Here is an 18,901-nt window from a genome sequence, read left to right as displayed (position 1 = left end):
CGACCGCCCGGCCTCACCTGCGCACCGCGGCCTCGAGGGCCGCGAGATCGTCGGGGTGCATCCGGGCCGGGCCCGGCTCCGGTGCCGCGGCGCGCAGCAGGTCCCGTTCCGCGACGAGCCCGTCCCGCTCCCGGCGGGTGTCGTCGAGCCGGCGGGTCAGCTCGTCGGCCGCGGTGCGGGCGGTCTCGTGCTGCGCGCGCAGCCCCTCGGCGACGGCGCGGGCCTCGGTCAGCAGGTCGCGCTGCGCGGCGAGCCGGCTGCGCTGCTCGACGACGGACTCGACCAGACCTGCGCGGTCGGCGACCATCGCGGCGTGATCGGCCCGCAGGGCCGTCAGGTCGGCGTCCAGGCGGTCCCGGTCACGGGCGGCGGCGTCGGCGCGGGTGAGGGCGGCGTCGCGCTCGTGCTCGGCGGTCCGGGCGGCGAGCACCGCGGCCTCCCGGCCCCGGGTGGCCCTCGCGGCGGAGTCCCGGGCCTCGCGGGCGTCGGCGACGGCGGCGTCCCGGGCGGCGACGGCGTCGGCGGCCTGCTGCCGCGCGGCACCGAGGGCCTCGGTCGCCGTGAGCGCGGTGGCGGCGGCCTCCTCGGCCCGGGTCACCGCCTCGGCGCGCTCCTGCCGTGCCTCGGTGGCGGCCCGGTCCGCCTCGCGGGCCCGGCGCTCGGCCGTCTCCCGGGCGGTGTCGGCCCGCTGACGGGCGGCGTCGGACTCCGCGGCGCCCGCGCGGGCGGCCTCGGTGGCGGCCAGGGCGTCGCGCTCGATCTCGTCGAGCCGGTCCAGCACGGAGGTCAGCGCCCCGGACAGCTCGGCCACCGGCCCGGCGAGCGCGCCGACGTGCTCGCGGAGCCGGTCCGCGTCGAGCGCGAACGCGCCGGTCCCGGTGTCGAGGCCGAGCGCACCGAGGGCCTCCCGCTCGGCGCGGGCCATCTGCGCGCACGTCCGCCCCTGCTCCCACCGGGTGTCTCGGCAGAACGACCGCGGACGGCCACCCTGCGGGCCGGGCGGGGGCAGTTCCGCCCGGCACCGGCTGTATCCGCACCGCACCACCGTGTCCGTCACGCCAGGCATGGTAGCAGTTTTGTTTTCTGAACTGATACCAGGTTTTGAGTTTTACATAATCGAACCTCTGTAACACTGGATAATGCAGAGAATCCCGGGTTGTCCGGGCCACGGGTGCACCGACCGTCGCCGGGGCACGCGGGGGCACGCGGGGAACCGTGGTGGAGCGGGACCGCCGGGGCGGTGTGCGGTCGGGCCGGCACGGAGGCGCCGGGCCACTCCGCGATCATCGCCGCGACCACGTCGCTGCTCGTGTCCGTCATCGGCATGTGGCTGTTCCCGGTCGACGGCGGGCAGGTCCAGGCGCTCGACGGGCCCGGCCGCTCCCCCGACGCAGGCCTGCCACCGGGTCCGGAGCTGCCGGTACGACGGGGGCCGGTCGAGGAAGTCCTTGGACACGAGGGACCCCGCCCGGTCCCCCGTCGTCGGGCAGGCCGTGCGGCTCGACGAGCACGAGCGACTCGACGAGCGCGGGCGTGGCCGCCGCGGCCGCGACGGCGATGCCGCCACCCCGGCGGTGCGCCACGACCCGGCACCGCCCGACCTGCTCGACCGGCGCCGTGACCGCCCCGACCGCGAGCGGGGGCGTGTCGTCCACCGCGGGACCTGCTGACGGGCCGGCGCCTCCAGCGCCTCGGCCGGGTGGCAGGCAGCACTCGGAGACGCCGTCCGGGCGCGACCCGATCGACCTTCACGTCGAACACGCTCCGGCCCGTGCGGTTGTCCACGCGACGACCCGGGGACACGATCCCCCTGGGGAACGTGACCCCGGCACCGCGTCGCAGGCGGGATTGCGTCGATCAGTCCCAGTAGTGGTAGTAGGCGGTGTACGTCGGCTCGGCCTGCGACGCCGGGTTGCCGTTCGAGGCGCAGACGTACTTCCCCCCGACCGGGGTCGCAGTGAAGGAAGCGATCGCCGACTCGCATGCCGATCTGCTCTGGAACGTGCCCGCGGACGTGATGTGCTCGCCGGCCTGAGCCACGCCGACACCGGCGAAGCCGAGCGCGCCGACGCTCGCCACGGATGCGACGGCGAGGGTCGCCATCCGACGGATGGAGTGCCTTCTGTTCACCACGAGTTCCTCCTCGTTGCCGGACATCGGTGTCGGCTGCCGCCATCCCACCGGCTCCTGCGGCAGTGATGGGATCCTCGGGCATCGGTTTCGGGAGCCCTCCCGAGGTGATGGACCGGTGGTTCTCCGTGCCGGTGTTCTGTGCTGGTCGGAGCCCGTTCGTTCGGCGGTCTCCGGGTGGGCGTCGGCCGGGGCCCGCCCAGGCCTGGTGCGACTGTCGGCGAACGTCCAGATCTCGCGTCGGCGGTCGTGCTGTCGGCCGTCGGGGTCCGTTTGGTCGGGGCGGGGAAATAGCCGGGGTTTCGGGCGAGGTGGCTACGGATGACCGACGCGTCGGCGTAGCCGAGCACGGCGGCGACCTGATCGGGAGGCAGGAGGTCGTCGCCGCATCAGCGGCCCCCTCCCGGCGGCGGAGGGTCGAGAGTGGCCGCGCGGCCCCGGGCCCCGATCACCGGCGATAGCCTGGCCGGGAACCGGGCGGGAGGAGCAGCGATGGGCAGGTCACCGTGGTTCGGGCCGAAGCGGGCCGGGTGGGGACTGCGCCCGCAGACCTGGCAGGGCCGGGTGCTGACGGCGGCGTTGGCCGCCGCACTGCTCGTCGTCGCCGCGGTCGTGCACTGAGCGTGTCCCCGGTCCCGCGCCCCGCCGACCTCGACGCCGTCCGCGACTCCTACGACCGCGTCGCCGACAACTACGTCGACATGGTCGTCACCACCGGCCTCGGTGACGTCCGCACCCACCCCTGGCTCCGGGCCGCCATGGACACCTTCGCCGACGCCGTCGCGGGCCGCGGGCCGGTCCTCGACGTCGGCTGCGGGCCGGGGCAGGTCACCGCCCACCTCGTGGAGCGCGGTGTCGACGCGTCCGGGATGGACCTCTCCCCCGCCATGGTCGCCCACGCCCGGCGGCTGTACCCGCACTGCCGGTTCTCGGTCGGCTCGGCCACCGAGCTCGCGGTCCCCGACGCCTCGCTCGCCGGGGTCCTGGGCTGGTGGTCGCTGTTCCACCTGCCCCGCGACGTCCTGCCGCACGTCCTGGTCTCCTTCACCCGCGCCCTCGCCCCGGGTGGGCGGCTGATCCTGGCGACCCACGTCGGCGACGGCGAGCTCGAACGCACCGAGTGCTACGGCGGCGTGCCCGTCCGCTGGACCACCCACCTGTGGCGGCCCGAGCAGCTGCGCGACCTCCTCGGGCGGGCCGGGCTGCACCCCGAGGCCGAGCTCCTCCTGCACCCCGACGAACGGACCGGCCCGGGCGTGGTGATCGTGGCGCGGGCACCGGGACCGGCAGGATGACCCGGTGACCGACCCCGCCCCCACCGGCGTCCCCGGCGCCGAGCTGCTCGCGCCGCAGGTGGACCTCCCACTGACCGAGCAGGAGGCCGCCTACGTCGCGGCCGCCCGGTCGGCCAACACCCGTCGCGGCTACGCCTCGGACTGGCGGGAGTTCAGCGGCTGGTGCGCCCGGCACGGGCACGAGGCGCTGCCCGCCGCCCCCGAGGCGCTGTCCGGCTACATCACCGAGCTCGCCGGGGCCGGGGCGAAGGTCGGGACCATCAGCCGCCGGCTCTCCTCGATCCGGTTCGTGCACGTCATGCGCGACCTGCCCGACCCCACCGACGCCCGCCGCGTCACCGCCGTCTGGGAAGGCATCCGCCGCACCCACGGTGCCCCGCCGGTCCAGGCCCGGCCGCTGATGCCCCCCGACCTCGACGACGTCGTCGACGCCTGCCCCACCACCCGCAGCTACGCGACCCGCCCGGGTGAGGACGACCTCGCCGGCCTGCGCGACCGGGCCCTGCTGCTGGTCGGGTTCTTCTCCGCGCTGCGCCGCTCCGAGCTCGCCGCGCTCACCGTCGCCGACGTCGCCGACCACCCGCGCGGCCGCGTCCTGTCGATCCCCCGGTCCAAGACCAACCCGTACGGCACCGAGCCCGAGCTCGTCGTCCTCCCGCACGCGCACCGGGCCGCGCGCTGCCCGGTCACCGCGCTGCGGACCTGGCTCGACGCAGCCGGGATCACCGAGGGCCCGGTGCTGCGCAAGGTCACCCGCGGCAACCGGGTGACCGACCGGCCGCTGCACCCGGAGTCGGTCAACGAGATCGTCCAGCGCGCGGTGGCCCGGGCCGACATCGGCCCCGGCCCCTGGTCGGCGCACTCCCTGCGCGCGGGCCACGTCACCTACGCCCACCAGCGCGGCGCCTCCGACCGGGCCATCGCCCACCAGACCCGGCACCGCTCCCTGGCCACCGTCGGCGCCTACATCCGCATCGACAACGCCTGGGAGGACAACTCCGCCGCCCTGCTGGCAGGTCTGTAGCCGTGCCCCTCCACCCGCCGATCGAGCCCTACGACGCCGGCACCCTCACCACCGACGACGGCCAGACCCTCCACTGGGAGACCTGCGGCAACCCCGACGGGCGACCCGCGCTGGACCTGCACGGCGGCCCCGGTTCGGGTGCCTCGGCCGGGGCCCGCCGGTACTACGACCCCGAGCGGTACCGGATCGTGCTGCTCGACCAGCGCGGCTGCGGCCGCAGCAGGCCGCTCGCCTCCGACCCCGACCCGGCCGTACGTGAGGACGCCGCCCGCGACTGGTGCCGCTGGGAGGACACCCACGTCTCCCTCGCACCGGGCCACCGGCCGAGCCGACGCTACGAGGACCCGGCGTTCCGGCTCGTCTTCGCCCGGCTGGTCACGCACTACTGGCGGCACGCCGCGTTCCTCCCCCACGACGCCCTGCTCCGCGGCGTGACCCGGCTCGCCGGGATCCCCGGGACCCTGGTCCACGGCCGGTACGACGTCTCCGGCCCTCCGGACATCGCCTGGGACCTGCACCGGCGCTGGCCGGGCAGCGAGCTGCGGATCATCGACGACGCCGGGCACGGCGGTGCCGGGGCGTTCACCGACGCCGTCGTCGACGCGCTCGACCGGGCCGCCGACCGGCCCCGCTGACCCGGGGGCCGCACCGGACCGCACCGCACGCCGGTCGTCGGCCCGGGCCACCGGACCTCCCCGGCCGGCGTCGGCGTCCTCCGGTCCTGGCGGTTCGGTTGTCGTCGTTTCGGCGACGATTCGCTGACGTCAATGCTTCATTGACAGAGGAGGGCTACGAGGGGGGAGTCGCCGGCGACCCCTCGTCCGCACGGCCGCCCGGACCGCGCCCCCGCCCTGGACGCGATCGGCGCGAGAACCCGTCCACCCCGGCGGCCCGACCACGTGTCCTGTCGACGCACGGGCACGGGGCGTCGACGACCGGCCGGGCCGGGGAGCCGAGGCCGGACCGGCCGCCAGCCTCGCACCGGACCGCCTGATGATCCGCGCCGGCCGGGGTACCGCCGGCACGACCGGCCCGGCCACGGTCGTTCCGGCCGACAGCGCGAGCCGGCCTCCCCTCCCCCGTCTCCGCGGCCGGCGGGTGTCGCCGCTCGGTTGACCGCGCGTAGGCGTCAATGATTCCTTGACAAGGTGAGTCGCGGCGCTCCGGCTCCCGGCGCGTTGACCCCCTGCCCGCGGCGGCTCTAGATTCGGACGAGCCCCGGTGCCGACTCCGTGCACCCCGCCTGTCGCAGGAGTGCACCCTGTCCACGATCCCGCTGTTGTGCCTGGACCTGAACCCGGTCCGGCCCGGCGGAACCGCCACCGACGTCGTCTCCGACGCGATCGTGCTCGCACGCCAGGCCGAGTCGCTCGGCATGCTGCGCTACTGGGTCGGCGAGCACCACCTCAACCCGGCGCTCGGGTCGACCAGCCCGATGGTGCTGCTCTCGCACCTCGCGGCCCGGACCGAGCGCATCCGGCTGGGCGTCGCCGCCACCCTGGTCGCCTACCACCCGCCGCTGCGCCTGGCCGAGGACGCGACGCTGCTGTCCGCCCTGTCCGGTGGCCGCACCGACCTCGGGCTGGGCCGGTCGGTCGCCGCCCGCACGCCGCGCACCGTCGGGTTCGACCACGACCGCCCGCACGTCGAGGCCCGGCTGCTCGAACGCGGCCTGGGCACCTTCAGCGGGCGCTGCGACCAGCTCCTGCGCCTGCTCGCAGGCAAGGAGCCGGGACTGCAGGGCACGCCGGTCGACCTGCTCGCCGCCGTGACCCCGCAGGTCTGGGTGCATGCAGCGGGCGCGGGCGAGAGCGCCGAGTACGCCGCGCGCAACGGGCTGCCGATGGGCGTCGCCTACTTCTCCCGGCCGACCACCGTGCTCGAGGCGATCGACCTGTACCGCGAGCGGTTCGTACCGGGCCCCTACCGGGACCGCCCGCACGTCGCGATCGCGGTGTCGGCGCTGGCCGCGGACACCGAGGACGAGGCCGCCGCACTGGGCTCCGGCTACGACGTCTGGCTGCGCGGGCTCGCCCTCGACGCCGGCGCGCACCACTACCCCACCGCCGACGAGCGGGCCGGCCTCCCCCCGCTGGACCCGGACGAGCAGGTCGCGCTGGACGACCGCCTGCGGACCCGCGTCGTCGGCCGGGCGGACGCGGTGGCGAGCCGGCTCGCCGCGATCGTCGAGGCCGCGGAGGCCGACGAGCTCGTCGTCGAGACCGTCGCCCCCACCCTCGACGACCGCCTGCGGTCCTACGAGCTGCTCGCCCGGGCGTGGGCCCGGATCTGACCGGGCCCACGCGACGGGTCAGAGCATCGCCCGCTCGGACGGTTCCACCTCGGTGACCTCGCCGGAGGCGAGCTTCGCGCGGAACGCCCGGACCTCCTTCTTGACCACCGGGGCCAGGACGTAGAGGCCCAGGATGTTGAAGAAGGCGAGCAGGAAGAGCACCGCGTCGGCGAAGTCGAGCACGCTGCCCAGGGTCAGCACCGAGCCGACGACCACGAAGAAGCAGAAGACCGTCTGGTAGACGCGCTCGGACACCACGTTCTTGCCGAACAGGTAGGTCCAGGCCTTCTGCCCGTAGTAGCCCCACGTGATGATCGTGGAGACGGCGAACAGGAACACCGCGACCGCGAGCACGTAGGGGAACCACGGCAGCACCGTGGCGAACGCGTCGGAGGTGATGAGCACGCCGTCGGCCACGTCGGAGCCGCCGCTGGCGAAGGCGGTCGCCTGGGCCTGCTGCCAGAAGGGCGTACCGGCGATCACGATGGTCAGCGCGGTCATCGTGCAGATGACCACGGTGTCGACGAACGGCTCGATCAGGGCCACGTACCCCTCGGTGGCCGGGTTCCTCGTCCGGACCGCCGAGTGCGCGATCGGCGAGGAGCCCAGGCCCGCCTCGTTCGAGAACGCCGCCCGCTGGAAACCGACGATCATGGCGCCGAGCGCACCGCCCACCACACCCTCGGCGGAGAACGCTCCCGAGAGGATGAGCCCGAACGCCGTCGGGACCTGCGCGATGTTCACGGCGATCACGACGAGGCAGGCGGTCACGTAGACGATCGCCATCACCGGGACGAGACGACCCGTGACCGCACCGACGGACTTGATGGCCCCGAACACGACCGCCCCGACGAGCGCGGCCAGCAGCAGACCGAAGACGAACGCGGCGCCGCCGCTGCCGAGCAGACCGGTCTCGCCCCCGGTGACGTTGCGGAGCTGGGCGAAGGTCTGGTTGGCCTGGAACATGTTCCCGCCGGCGACGCCGAAGAAGAGGATCATCACCGCCGCGCCGGCGGCCAGGACCTTGCCCAGGCCGCGGCCGAACGCGTTGGGGATGCGCTCGGCGACACCGATCCGCAGGTAGTGCATCGGACCGCCGGACACGGTGCCGTCGGGGTGCACTTCGCGGTACTTCACGCCGAGGGTGCACTCGACGAACTTGGTGGCCATGCTGAGCAGCCCGGCGACGATCATCCAGAACGTCGCGCCGGGACCACCGATCGTGACCGCCACACCGACGCCGGCGATGTTGCCCAGACCGACGGTGCCCGACAACGCGGAGGCCAGGGCCTGGAAGTGGGTGATCTCCCCCGGCTCGTCGCGCCGGGTGTAGCGGCCACGGACGATCCGCAGGGCGAGCCCGATGCTGCGGAACTGGACGAACCCGAAGTAGAGGGTGAACAGCACCCCGGCCAGGATCAGCCAGCCCACGATCAGCGGGAAGTCCGCTCCGAGGACGGTCACCTCGTAGAAGACGATGTTCGACAGCCCGGTCGAGATCGGGTCGAACACCGAGTTGATGGACAGCTCGATGCTCTCGAGCACGCCGGGTTGCGGCGGTGCCGTGGTCGGTACGGAGGTCATGGGGCGGAACTTCACCCCATGTCGACACGAACCACAAGAATACGGACAAACGGTTACCGGATCGTCGATGTCGGCCGGGACCTTGACCTCGACCGAGGTGGAGGTCGGATGCTCCCGGGACGTCCCCCGAGAGGAGCATCCGATGGAGCTGACCCCGCCCGTCTCCCGCTTCGAGCAGGCCTACCGCGACGGCGACCCGCCCTGGGTGATCGACGAACCGCAGCCGGCGGTCGTCGCACTCGTCGACTCGGGGGCGGTCACCGGGACCGTCCTCGATCCCGGTTGCGGCACCGGCGAGCACACGATCCTGCTCGCCGGGCTCGGGTACGACGTGCTCGGCGCCGACGCCGCCCCGACCGCGGTACGCCGGGCCCGGCAGCGGGCCGCGGCCGCGGGGGTGGACGCCCGGTTCGTCGTCGCCGACGCCCTCGCCCCGGACGGCCTCGGCCCGTTCGACACGGTGGTCGACAGCGCCCTGTTCCACCTGTTCGACCCCGGTGACCAGGCCCGCTACGCCCGCGCGCTGGCCGGGGTCGTGCGTCCCGGCGGCGTGGTGCACGTGCTCGCCCTGGCCCGGACCGGCGCCGCCGCCGCCGAGTTCGGTCCGGTGATCGACGCGGCCGACGTCCGGGCCGCGTTCACCGGGCCGGACTGGACGGTGGAGACCGTCGGGCCGGCGTCCTACCGGGGGGTCGTGACCGCCGGCCTGGCCGGGGCCTACGGCGAGCCGGCCGGGACCAGGGTCGAGGTCCCCGCCCATCTGGCCCGGGTGCGGCGCCGCTGATCAGCTCGGCCGGGCGGGCCGCCGCTGCGGCACGCAGCAGTCGACCGCGCAGGGCGCCCCGTTGCGGGTGCACCCGGCGGACGGGCCGGTGCCCAGCCGCCGGGCGGGCACGCCGTCGGAGTGCTCCCGCACGAGTTCGACCACCATGTCGGCGAAACGGGGGTCGGGTCCGGCGGTGGCGGCGCGGGCGAAGCCCATACCGTGCTCGGCGGCGCGCTCGGCCGCCTCGTTGTCGAGGTCCCACACGACCTCGACGTGGTCGGACACGAACCCGACCGGCGCGACGACGACCGCGGGTACGCCCTTGGCGTGCAGGTCGTCGATGTGGTCGACGATGTCGGGCTCCAGCCACGGCACCTGCGGCGGACCGGAGCGGGACTGCCAGACGACGTCGAACTCGTCGACGCCCACCTCGGCGGCGACCAGCGCCGCGGCCTCGGCGACCTGCCGGGAGTAGCGGTGCCCGCCGTCGGCCGGGATCCCGGCCGCCGCGTCGGCCGAGGTCGGGACGGAGTGCGCGGTGAACACCAGCCGCGCCGCCTCGCGCCGCTCCTCGGGCAGCTGCGCCCACGCGGCCCGCACGGCGTCGGCGTTGGCGCGCACGAAGTCCGGGTGGTCGTAGAAGTGGCGCAGCTTGACCAGATCGGGGGCCGCGTCACCGACCGCGTCCCGGGCCCGGGAGATGTCCTCGTGGTATTGGCGGCAGGCGGAGTAGCCGCCGTAGGCGCTCGTCGCGAACACCAGCGCCCGCTCGACGCCGGCCTCGGTCATCTCGCGCACCGTGTCCTCGGCGAAGGGCCGCCAGTTGCGGTTGCCGAAGTACACCGGCAGCTCGGTGCGCGCGGCGATCGCCGCGATCAGCTCGCGGTTGCGCGCGTTGATCGGCGAGACCCCGCCGAAGTGCTGGTAGTGCTCCTCGACGGCGTCGAGGCGCTCCGGCGGGACCCCGCGCCCCCGGGTCACGTTCTCCAGGAACGGGCGGACCTCGTCGGGGGCCTCGGGGCCGCCGAAGCTGAGCACCAGGATGGCATCGGGGTCGGGGCAGGGCTGTTCGGGCACGGTCCCGATTATCGACGCCACCCCGTACGCGCGCTCCCCGGCCTCACACGCCGACGGCGTGCACCCCGCCGTCGGCCATGATCATCGAACCGGTGGTGGTCGGCATCCAGTCCGACAGCGCGGCGCACACGGTCTTGGCGACCGGCACCGGGTCGTTCATGTCCCAGCCGAGCGGGGCGCGCTTGTCCCACACGTCCTCGAACGCGGAGAAGCCCGGGATGGACTTGGCGGCCATCGTCTTCACCGGGCCGGCGGCGACCAGGTTGACCCGGATGCCGTCGCGGCCCAGGTCGCGGGCCAGGTAGCGGGTGACCGACTCCAGCGCGGACTTCGCGACGCCCATCCAGTCGTAGGCGGGCCACGCCTGCCGGTTGTCGAAGTCCATGCCGACGATCGAGCTGCCCGGGCCGAGCAGCGGCTTGCACGCCATCGCCAGGGACTTCAGCGAGTACGCCGACACCTGGATCGTGGTGGCGACGTCCTCCCACCGGGCGTTGAGGAACGCGCCCTCGCCGAGCGCGCCGGCCGGGGCGAACCCGATCGAGTGCAGCACGCCGTCGAGGCGGGGCTCGTCGCCCAGGTGCGGGGTGATCCGCTCGACGAGCGAGTCCAGCTGCTCCTGGTCCGACACGTCCAGCTCGACGACCGGTGCGGGCTTCGGCAGCCGCATCGCGATCCGCTCGACCAGCCGCATCCGGCCGAAACCGGTGAGCACGACCTCCGCGCCCTGCTCCTGGGCGATCTTGGCGGAGTGGAAGGCCAGCGAGGCGTCGGTGATCACACCGGTGATCAGCAGCCGCTTGCCGTCGAGCAGTCCCATGACGTCCTTTCGAGAGTTCCGCGTGGCCGGGCCGGTGGGCACGGTGTCGATGTCCGCTGCGCGGGCGTCGCTCAGTGCCCCATGCCCAGTCCGCCGTCGACCGGGACGACCGCCCCGGTGACGTAGCCGGCGCCGGGCGAGGCGAGGAAGGCGACGACCGAGGCGATCTCGCCGGTGTCGGCGTAGCGGGAGAGCGGGATGGTCCCCAGGATCTCCTCGCGCCGCTTCTCGGGCAGCGCGCGGGTCATGTCGGTGTCGACGAACCCGGGGGCGACGACGTTCGCGGTGATGCCGCGGCTGCCCAGCTCGCGGGCGACCGAGCGGGCCAGGCCGACGAGCCCGGACTTCGAGGCGGCGTAGTTGACCTGCCCGGCCGAGCCGGAGAGGCCCACGACCGACGAGACGAAGATCATCCGGCCCTTCTTGGCCTTCAGCATCCCGCGCGAGGCCCGCTTCGCGACCCGGTAGGCCGCGGTGAGGTTGGCGTCGACGACCTTGGTGAAAGACTCCTCGGCCATCCGCATGAGCAGGCCGTCGTCGGTGATGCCGGCGTTGGACACCAGCACCTCGACCGGGCCGTGCGCGGCCTCGACCTCGGTGAACGCGGCGTCGACGGACTCCGCGTCGGTGACGTCGCAGTGCACCGGCAGCAGGACGTCGGGGATGTCGTCCTTCCCGGAGCGGTAGGTCACCGCCACCTGGTCGCCCTCGGCCGCGAACGCCTGGGCGATCGCCAGGCCGATGCCGCGGTTTCCTCCGGTCACGAGCACGCTGCGTCCCACGGGGGGTGAACCTAACGCACTACCGACCGGTACCCGCGAGCGGAGATCACCCTCACGGCAGCCGTCTACCGAGCAGGATGCCCGCGCCGAGCCCGCCGATCAGCAGCACGAACCCGCCGATCATCCAGGGCCGGCTGGCGTCGACCTCGCGTTCCTCGTAGCCGAGCTCCTCGGACAGGTCGGAGTAGACCGCGCGCAGCTCGGACTCGGTGGCGGCGGTGAAGAACCGGCCGCCCGAGAGCTGCGCGATGCGCTCCATCGAGGCGTCGTCGACGGCGACGGGGGTGCGCCCGCCGTCGAGCTCGATCGTGCCGTAGCTGGTGCCGAAGGAGATCGTGGACACCGGGACGCCGCGGTTCTTCGCCTCGGCGGCCGCGGTGAACGAGCCGCGCGGCTCGTTCTCCCCGTCCGGCCCCGGCACGGTCTGGGTGCCGTCGGAGAGCAGCACGACCCGCGCCGGTGGTGGCACGCCCGCCGCGTCCGGGCCGCCCTGCAGCGACCGGGAGAAGGTGTCGATCGACTGCATCGCCGTGAAGATCGCCTCACCGGTCGCGGTGGACTCGGCGAGCTGCAGGTTGTCGACGCCGTTCTTGACCGCGCTGCGGTCGGTCGTGGGCGAGACGAGCACCGCCGCCGTCCCGGCGAAGGACACCAGCCCCAGGTTGACGCCGGGGGTCAGCTGGTCGGCGAACTGCTTGGCCGCGGCCTGCGCGGCGGCGAGCCGGGTCGGGGCGACGTCGGTGGCCTTCATCGACAGCGACACGTCGATCACCAGCATCACCGTGGCCCGGTTGCGCGGCACCTTCGCCATCGCCTGCGGCCCGGCGAGCGCCACGGTGAGCACCGCCAGCGCCGCGATCAGCGCGATCGCCGGGAGGTGCCGCCACCGGCCCGGACGCTTCGGGGCGACCGACTCCAGCAGCTCCAGGTTGGTGAACCGCACGACGTCGCGACGGCGCCGCCGCAGCAGCCACACGTAGGCCACCGCGAGCGCGGCGACGACGAGCAGGCCGAGCAGCCACCAGGGGGCGGTGAACGTCATGCGGGCCTCCGCGGAGCGGAGGCGTGCTTGCGGGCGACGGCGAACCGCACGATGTCGGCCACCCAGTCGGTGTCGGTGCGCAGGGTCAGGTGCCCGGCCCCGCAGCGGCGCAGCGCGGTGGCCACCCGGTCGCGGTGCTCGGAGGCGGCGGCGGCGAACTCGCGACGCAGCAGCGGCGTGGTGTCGACCTCGCGCTGGCGCCCGGTCTCGGGGTCGGCGAGCACGACGGTCCCGACGTCGGGCAGCTCCAGCTCCCGCGGGTCGACGACCTCGATCGCGAGCAGCTCGTGGCGCGCCGAGAGCGCCCGCAGCGACCGCTCCCAGGTGGGCTCGCCGAGGAAGTCCGACACCACGACGACCAGCCCGCGCCGGCGCGGCGGACGGCGCAGCTCGTCGAGGGCACCGGACAGGTCGCCGCGGGTGCCCTCGGGTGCCGACGGCATCGTCGCGACCCGGCGGACCAGACCGCGGGCGTGCGCCAGGCCACCGCGGGCGGGCAGCCGCAGCGTCGACTCCCCGTTCGCGACGACGGCGCCGAGCCGGTTCCCGCCGCCGGTCGTCAGCTGGGCGACCGCGGTGAGCCCGGCCAGCGCCAGGTGCCGCTTGTCGGTGCGGGCGGTGCCGTAGTCGATGCTGCGCGACAGGTCCATCACCGCCCAGGTCTCCAGCTCGCGGTCGGCGACGGTCTCGCGCACGTGCGGCGCGGTGGTGCGGGCGGTGACCGACCAGTCCATCCGGCGGACGTCGTCGCCGGGCTGGTAGGGCCGCGCGTCACCGGGCTCGGTGCCGGGCCCGGGCAGCAGGCCGATGTGGTTGCCCTGGAGCAGCCCGTCCAGCCGGCGCCGGACGGTGAGCTCCAGGGTCCGCAGGGACGCCTCGAGCCGGACGAGGTCGGCGGACCCCGCCGTCACGCCGGGCCCTGGCCGGCACCCGGTGCGGGCGGCCACGCCGTCGACGCACCCTCGGGCCCTCCCCCGGGCCGGGCGCTGACCTGCGGCAACGGCACGGTCTGCAGGACCCGGGTGACGATGTGGTCGACCGGGACCTGGTCGGCGATCGCGTCGTAGGACAGCACCAGGCGGTGACGCAGCACGTCCGGGGCGACCTCCAGCACGTCCTGCGGGAGGACGTAGTCGCGGCCGCGGACCAGGGCCAGCGCGCGGGCCGCGGACACGATGCCCAGCGACGCGCGCGGCGAGGCGCCGTAGGCGATCCAGGACGCGACGTCGGACAGGCCGTGCTCGGACGGCAGCCGGGTCGCGACGACCAGCCGCACGACGTAGTCGACCAGGGCGTGGTGCACGAACACGTCCGCCGCGGTGCGCTGCAGCCGGACCAGCTCCTCGGGGGTGAGGATCCGGGAGGGCACCGGCGGGGTGGAACCCATCCGGTAGATGATCTCCCGCTCCTCCTCGACGCCCGGGTACTCGATGATCAACTTGAACAGGAAGCGGTCGCGCTGCGCCTCGGGCAGCGGGTAGACGCCCTCGTTCTCGATCGGGTTCTGGGTGGCGAGCACGAGGAACGGGTCGGGCATCGGGTGGTCGCGACCGGCAAGGGAGAGCTTGCGCTCGGCCATCACCTCGAGCATCGCCGACTGCACCTTGGCCGGGGCGCGGTTGATCTCGTCGGCGAGCACGAAGTTCGCGACGACCGGACCGAGCTCGACGTCGAACTCCTCGCGGCCCTGCCGGTAGATGCGGGTGCCGAGGATGTCGGCGGGCACCAGGTCGGGGGTGAACTGCAGGCGGGAGAAGCTGCCGCCCACGACCGTCGCGAAGGTCTCCACCGCCAGGGTCTTCGCGACGCCGGGGACGCCCTCCAGCAGCAGGTGCCCCTTCGCGAGGAGCCCCACCAGCATCCGCTCGACGAGACGGTCCTGACCGACGATCACCCGCTTCACCTCGAGCACCGCACGCTCGAGCCGCTCGGCGTCGCGGGCGGGGGTGATCGGGTCCGGACCGGTCGAGGCAGTCGTGCTCACGGTCCCATCCCACCGTGTCGGCCGTGTGGATCCGGTGAGGCGTGCGGCCCCGGGCCGTCGGGCCCGCCCGCGGCGGGGTCCTGCGCGGTGAACCGGATCGTCATCGCCAGGTAGTCGCGCAGCGACACGGTCCGCGGCGCCGCCCGGTGCCGGGTCCAGACCGTGTTCGCCCGGGCCGGGGTCAGGTCGTGGGCGTGCGCGACGACGGCCCGCGCCTCGGCCGGACCGATCTCGCGACCGGCCAGCGCGGCGAGGGCCACGGCCAGCTCGGCGGCGCGGTCGTCGTCCACGACCCCCAGGAGAGCAGACACCCCCGACAGTTCCGGGCGCTCACTCCACCAGCAGGAACACGATCGCCGCGACCCCGATCACGACGATCACGGTCCGCAGCACCGCGGGCGGCAGCCTGCGGCCGACCTTCGCCCCGAGCAGCCCGCCGACGATCGAGCTGACCGCGATGATCCCGACGACGGTCCAGTCGACCGGCGCGACGACGGCGTAGATCGCCCCGGCGACGATGTTCACGACCGAGGCGAGGGTGTTCTTGAAGGCGTTGAGCCGCTGCAGCGGGTCCGCGACGAGCAGCCCCATCACCCCGACCAGCATGATCCCCTGGGCCGCGGTGAAGTAGCCGCCGTAGACGCCCACCAGGAACACCAGCACGTAGAGCACCGGCGAGCCGGTCCGGTCCGGGCGCGGGCGGTCGCGCAGCCGGCGGGCCAGCAGGGGCTGCACGGCGACCAGCAGCACCGAGGTGCCGACCAGGACCGGCACGATCGTCTCGAACGCGTCCGGCGGCAGCGAGAGCAGCAGCGCCGCACCGACCACGGCCCCCAGGAACGACGCGACGCCGTACGTCGCGAGCCGGCGGCCGTGCCCGGCCCACTCCTTGCGGTAGCCGACGGCGCCGGTGACCGAGCCGGTGATCAGGCCGATGGCGTTCGACGTCGTCGCCGTCACCGGGGGGAAGCCCAGCGCCACGAGCACCGGGAAGGTCACCAGCGTCCCGGACCCGACGACGGTGTTGATCAACCCCGCCCAGAGCCCGGCCAGCGCGACGACCCCGACCTCCCACAACTCCATCGGGACACCCTACGAACCGATCCGCGGCGTTCCCGCCGTCGCGGTGCGCGTAGGGCTTACGCCTGATGCGTAGACCGCACTACGAGGTGCGTGGCATGATCGACGCCGTGACCGCGGCCGACGACCCCCGCTGGGCCGCTCCCCCGGCCCCGGGGCGCCGGACGCTGGACCGCGGGTCGATCGTCGCGACGGCGCTGCGCCTCGCCGACGTCGACGGGCTGGCCGCGGTGTCGATGCCGCGGCTGGCCCGCGAGCTGGGGTCGGCGCCGATGTCGCTGTACCGGCACGTGCCCGGCAAGGACGCGCTGGTCGACCTCGTCCTGGACGCCGCGCTGGACGAGCCACCGGACCTGTCGGGCTGCGGGCTGCGGCTGGGCTGCGAGATCTGGGCGGCCGCACTGCGCGACGTGCTCGACGAGCACCCGTGGACCGTGGGGCTGCTCGCCGGTCCCCGCGCCACCGGTCCCGCCGAGTGTGCGTGGTCGGAGGCGCTGCTGTCCCACGTCGTCGGGGCGGGGCACCCCCTGCAGGCGGCCGTGGAGGTGCTGCACCTGCTCCACGGCTACGTCCGGGGCGCGGCGGCCCTGGCCGGGGACCGCCTGCCCACCCTCGACGACGTCCGCCGCTCCGGCCGGGCGGAGCGGCTGCCGGTGCTGTCCCGGCTGCTCGGCGGCGCCGTGGTGCGCGGGCCCGGCGGCGGCGAGCCGCTGTTCGACTCGGGGCTGCGCCGCACCCTCGACGCCGTCGAGGCCGGGCTCCGGGCCTGATCACCCGGCCGGGTCGAGCTCCAGCCGCGGCCAGTCGGCCAGGTCGCGCAGCAGCTGGCGGTCGTGGGTGGCGACGACGACGGCCGCCGAGGTGTCCCGGACCATCCCGGTGAGCTCGTCCACGAGCCGCGCGGACAGGTGGTTGGTTGGCTCGTCGAGCAGCAGCGTCGTCGGGCGCTCCGCCAGGGCGCGGGCCAGGTCGAGCCGGCGCCGCTGGCCCTCCGACAGCCGGCCCACCGGGCTCCGCAGCGCCGCCGCGTCGAGCAGGCCGTGGGCGCCACCAGCGGACTGCTCCAGCACGGCACGCGCGGGCCGCCGCGGGTCGGGCTCCGCGGTCTCCTGCCCCAGCCGGACGACCCGGGCGCCGCTCGCGGTGCGCACCGCCCCGGTGTCCGGAGCGAGCGCCCCGGCCAGCACCGCGAGCAGCGTCGACTTGCCGGCCCCGTTCGGCCCGGTCACGAGCAGCCGGTCGCCCCCGTCGAGGACCAGGTCGACCGGACCGGCGAGCCGGCCCCGCACGCCGACCCCGTGCGCACGCAGCTGGGGCGCACCGGGTCGCACGTCGAGGTCGGGCCACCGCGGCGACGACGGCGGCGCCGGGACGTCGACCCGGTGGGCGTCGAGCTCGGCGCGGCGCCGGTGCAGCGCCTGCACCACTCCCGGGGCCCGGGACTGGCGGGCGTGCTTGCCGGTCCCCTTGTCCGGTCGCCAGCCGGTCGAGAGCCGGTCCCGGGCGGTGGCGACGGCGTCGGCGAGACGGCGGTGCTCGGCCTGCTGTTCGGCGTGCTCGGCCTCCCAGGCGGCGCGGGCCCGGTCCCGCGCGGTCCGCCAGCCGTCGTAGCCGCCCGCGGTGAGCCGGGGCGTGCCGTCGCGGGTCGGGTCGAGGTCACAGAACTCCTCGGCGACGTCGCGCAGCAGGGCCCGGTCGTGGCTGACCACGGCGAGCCCGCCCGGGTGCGCGCGCAGGGTCCGGGTCAGGAAGTCGAGCCCGTCGGCGTCGAGATGGTTGGTGGGCTCGTCGAGGAGCAGGACGTCGTGGCGGGCTCCGAGCAGGCACGCCAGGCGCACCCGGTGGCGCTGCCCCACCGACAGCGTCGCCAGCGGCCGGTCGCGGTCGGTGCAGGCGCCGAGCGCGCCGAGGGCGACGTCGACGCGGCGTTCGGCGTCCCAGGCGTCGAGCCGGGTCGCGGTGTCCAGGGCGGTGGCGAACCGGTCGTCGGCACCGGGCGCACCGTCGGCGAGCGCCGCGGTCGCCGCGTCGAGCTCGCGCAGCGCCGCCCGCGGGGCGGCGAGCGACTGCGCGGTCAGGGTGCCGACGGTCTCGCCGTCGCGGGCGGGCACCTCCTGGCGGGCCAGGGCGACGGTGCCGGCGCGGTGCACGACCCCGGAGTCCGGGGCGAGCAGGCCCGCGAGGACGTGCAGGAGCGTGGACTTGCCGCGACCGTTCTCCCCGACGACGGCGAGCCGCGAGCGGGCGGAGACGGTCAGCGTCACGCCGGTGAGGACGCGGTGCGACCCGCGGGTGAGGACGACGTCCTCGGCACGCACGTGGGCGGCCGCGCCGGCGTCGAGGGCGGGCAGGGGTGAGGACGGTTCGGGGGTGGTGTGCACGAGAGGGCTCCGCGGCATCCGAGATCGGAGCCGGGCAGCACGGGATGCGCCGCCCGGCGGGGACCGGGACGGCGGACGCGCGTGCGACGTCGCGGGGACGAAGGGGTGGGCGCCGCCGTCAGCGGGCGGTGCGGACCTTCTGCGACCAGATGCCTCGTGCCATGGTTCGAGCCTACCCACCGGCAGGTGTCCGTGTCGTCAGGTTTCGGACACGCCCACCCGCCCCGTCCCGCCGGAGGACCGATGCCCGCCCGTGCTCTGCCGTTCCTGACCTTCCAGCCGCCGCGTGGCCCGAGCGCGAGCGAGGCGATGGAGTTCTGGACCTCCCTGTTCGACGACGGCGAGGTCGTCTCGGTCACCCACCGCCCCGACGACCCGACCGCGGTGGTGCTGGCCGAGTTCGTCGTCGCCGGGCAGCGCCTGCGGTGCAGTGACAGCCCGCCGGTGCACCAGTGGGACTTCTCCCCCGCCGTCTCGCTGTGGGTGGACTGCGAGTCCGGCGACGAGCAGAAGCGGCTGCTGGCGGCCCTCGCCACCGGTGGGCGGGAGTTCATGCCGCTCGACGACTACGGCTTCGGCCCCTTCGCCTGGGTCGAGGACCGCTTCGGCGTCTCCTGGCAGCTCGCCGCCCCGGCGGCCTGAG

The 18,901-nt window shown here is 74.9% G+C and carries 21 protein-coding genes; 9 read left to right on the top strand and 12 right to left on the bottom strand.

Going from position 1 to position 18,901, the window contains the following annotated elements:
- Positions 1-13: 13 nt before the first annotated feature.
- Complete coding sequence (locus tag WHI96_RS03995; RefSeq protein WP_345647224.1) at positions 14-1,057, bottom strand: coiled-coil domain-containing protein; 1,044 nt, start codon at positions 1,055-1,057, stop codon at positions 14-16.
- A gap of 391 nt (positions 1,058-1,448) precedes the next feature.
- Between WHI96_RS03995 and WHI96_RS03990 the strand changes: the two genes are divergently transcribed.
- Positions 1,449-1,670, top strand: coding sequence for a hypothetical protein (locus WHI96_RS03990; protein ID WP_345647221.1), 222 nt, complete (start codon positions 1,449-1,451; stop codon positions 1,668-1,670).
- 187 nt (positions 1,671-1,857) lie between these two features.
- On the opposite strand, the gene WHI96_RS03985 is transcribed toward WHI96_RS03990, so the two are convergent.
- The gene (locus WHI96_RS03985; RefSeq protein WP_345647218.1) at positions 1,858-2,157 is read right to left on the bottom strand and encodes a hypothetical protein; all 300 of its coding nucleotides are present in this window, start codon (positions 2,155-2,157) and stop codon (positions 1,858-1,860) included.
- 465 nt (positions 2,158-2,622) lie between these two features.
- On the opposite strand from WHI96_RS03985, the gene WHI96_RS03980 reads away from it, so the two are divergent.
- From WHI96_RS03980 to WHI96_RS03960, 5 genes are all read left to right on the top strand, one after another.
- Entirely contained in the window at positions 2,623-2,751 is a 129-nt protein-coding gene (locus tag WHI96_RS03980; RefSeq protein ID WP_345647215.1) for a hypothetical protein, read from the top strand.
- A gap of 2 nt (positions 2,752-2,753) precedes the next feature.
- Entirely contained in the window at positions 2,754-3,425 is a 672-nt protein-coding gene (locus WHI96_RS03975; protein ID WP_345647212.1) for a class I SAM-dependent DNA methyltransferase, read from the top strand.
- A gap of 4 nt (positions 3,426-3,429) precedes the next feature.
- On the top strand, positions 3,430-4,449 hold the full coding sequence (locus WHI96_RS03970) for a site-specific integrase (RefSeq protein ID WP_208820836.1): 1,020 nt from the start codon (positions 3,430-3,432) through the stop codon (positions 4,447-4,449).
- Positions 4,450-4,451: 2 nt separating this feature from the next.
- Positions 4,452-5,084 (top strand): alpha/beta hydrolase family protein, encoded by a 633-nt coding sequence (locus tag WHI96_RS03965; RefSeq protein ID WP_345647205.1) that lies wholly within the window; start codon positions 4,452-4,454, stop codon positions 5,082-5,084.
- Positions 5,085-5,728: 644 nt separating this feature from the next.
- Positions 5,729-6,742 carry an MsnO8 family LLM class oxidoreductase gene (locus tag WHI96_RS03960; protein ID WP_345647202.1) on the top strand — a complete coding sequence of 338 codons (1,014 nt, stop codon included), beginning with the start codon at positions 5,729-5,731 and terminating at the stop codon, positions 6,740-6,742.
- An 18-nt stretch (positions 6,743-6,760) separates the two neighbouring features.
- On the opposite strand, the gene WHI96_RS03955 is transcribed toward WHI96_RS03960, so the two are convergent.
- On the bottom strand, positions 6,761-8,326 hold the full coding sequence (locus WHI96_RS03955) for an alanine/glycine:cation symporter family protein (RefSeq protein ID WP_345647199.1): 1,566 nt from the start codon (positions 8,324-8,326) through the stop codon (positions 6,761-6,763).
- A 142-nt stretch (positions 8,327-8,468) separates the two neighbouring features.
- Between WHI96_RS03955 and WHI96_RS03950 the strand changes: the two genes are divergently transcribed.
- A complete protein-coding gene (locus WHI96_RS03950; RefSeq protein WP_345647196.1) occupies positions 8,469-9,110 on the top strand; it encodes a class I SAM-dependent methyltransferase in 642 nt (213 codons plus the stop codon).
- On the opposite strand, the gene WHI96_RS03945 is transcribed toward WHI96_RS03950, so the two are convergent.
- From WHI96_RS03945 to WHI96_RS03910, 8 genes are all read right to left on the bottom strand, one after another.
- Complete coding sequence (locus WHI96_RS03945) at positions 9,111-10,169, bottom strand: ferrochelatase (RefSeq protein WP_345647193.1); 1,059 nt, start codon at positions 10,167-10,169, stop codon at positions 9,111-9,113.
- A gap of 43 nt (positions 10,170-10,212) precedes the next feature.
- Complete coding sequence (gene fabI / locus WHI96_RS03940) at positions 10,213-10,989, bottom strand: enoyl-ACP reductase FabI (protein ID WP_345647190.1); 777 nt, start codon at positions 10,987-10,989, stop codon at positions 10,213-10,215.
- A 71-nt stretch (positions 10,990-11,060) separates the two neighbouring features.
- Entirely contained in the window at positions 11,061-11,771 is a 711-nt protein-coding gene (gene fabG, locus WHI96_RS03935; RefSeq protein ID WP_345647187.1) for a 3-oxoacyl-ACP reductase FabG, read from the bottom strand.
- Between the two features lie 52 nt (positions 11,772-11,823).
- On the bottom strand, positions 11,824-12,813 hold the full coding sequence (locus WHI96_RS03930) for a VWA domain-containing protein (RefSeq protein ID WP_345647184.1): 990 nt from the start codon (positions 12,811-12,813) through the stop codon (positions 11,824-11,826).
- The gene (locus WHI96_RS03925; RefSeq protein ID WP_345647181.1) at positions 12,810-13,724 is read right to left on the bottom strand and encodes a DUF58 domain-containing protein; all 915 of its coding nucleotides are present in this window, start codon (positions 13,722-13,724) and stop codon (positions 12,810-12,812) included. The genes WHI96_RS03930 and WHI96_RS03925 overlap by 4 nt, the downstream gene beginning before the upstream one ends.
- Positions 13,721-14,797 carry an AAA family ATPase gene (locus tag WHI96_RS03920; RefSeq protein WP_345647178.1) on the bottom strand — a complete coding sequence of 359 codons (1,077 nt, stop codon included), beginning with the start codon at positions 14,795-14,797 and terminating at the stop codon, positions 13,721-13,723. The genes WHI96_RS03925 and WHI96_RS03920 overlap by 4 nt, the downstream gene beginning before the upstream one ends.
- Positions 14,794-15,087 carry a hypothetical protein gene (locus WHI96_RS03915; protein WP_345647175.1) on the bottom strand — a complete coding sequence of 98 codons (294 nt, stop codon included), beginning with the start codon at positions 15,085-15,087 and terminating at the stop codon, positions 14,794-14,796. Before WHI96_RS03915 ends, WHI96_RS03920 begins: the two co-directional genes overlap by 4 nt.
- A 40-nt stretch (positions 15,088-15,127) precedes the next feature.
- Positions 15,128-15,880, bottom strand: a complete 753-nt coding sequence (locus WHI96_RS03910) for a sulfite exporter TauE/SafE family protein (protein WP_345647172.1) — start codon at positions 15,878-15,880, stop codon at positions 15,128-15,130.
- 95 nt (positions 15,881-15,975) lie between these two features.
- Here WHI96_RS03910 and WHI96_RS03905 point away from each other — a divergent pair, with 95 nt between their 5' ends.
- The gene (locus WHI96_RS03905) at positions 15,976-16,647 is read left to right on the top strand and encodes a TetR/AcrR family transcriptional regulator (protein WP_345647169.1); all 672 of its coding nucleotides are present in this window, start codon (positions 15,976-15,978) and stop codon (positions 16,645-16,647) included.
- On the opposite strand, the gene WHI96_RS03900 is transcribed toward WHI96_RS03905, so the two are convergent.
- Positions 16,648-18,258 (bottom strand): ATP-binding cassette domain-containing protein, encoded by a 1,611-nt coding sequence (locus tag WHI96_RS03900; RefSeq protein ID WP_345647166.1) that lies wholly within the window; start codon positions 18,256-18,258, stop codon positions 16,648-16,650.
- 243 nt (positions 18,259-18,501) lie between these two features.
- Between WHI96_RS03900 and WHI96_RS03895 the strand changes: the two genes are divergently transcribed.
- A complete protein-coding gene (locus tag WHI96_RS03895; protein WP_345647163.1) occupies positions 18,502-18,900 on the top strand; it encodes a VOC family protein in 399 nt (132 codons plus the stop codon).
- Position 18,901 lies beyond the last annotated feature (1 nt).

This window comes from Pseudonocardia tropica, assembly GCF_040105315.1.
Taxonomy (GTDB): Bacteria; Actinomycetota; Actinomycetes; order Mycobacteriales; family Pseudonocardiaceae; genus Pseudonocardia; species Pseudonocardia alni.
The sequence above is the reverse complement of the archived record's forward strand: the minus strand, read 5'-3'. Positions and strand labels throughout refer to the sequence as shown.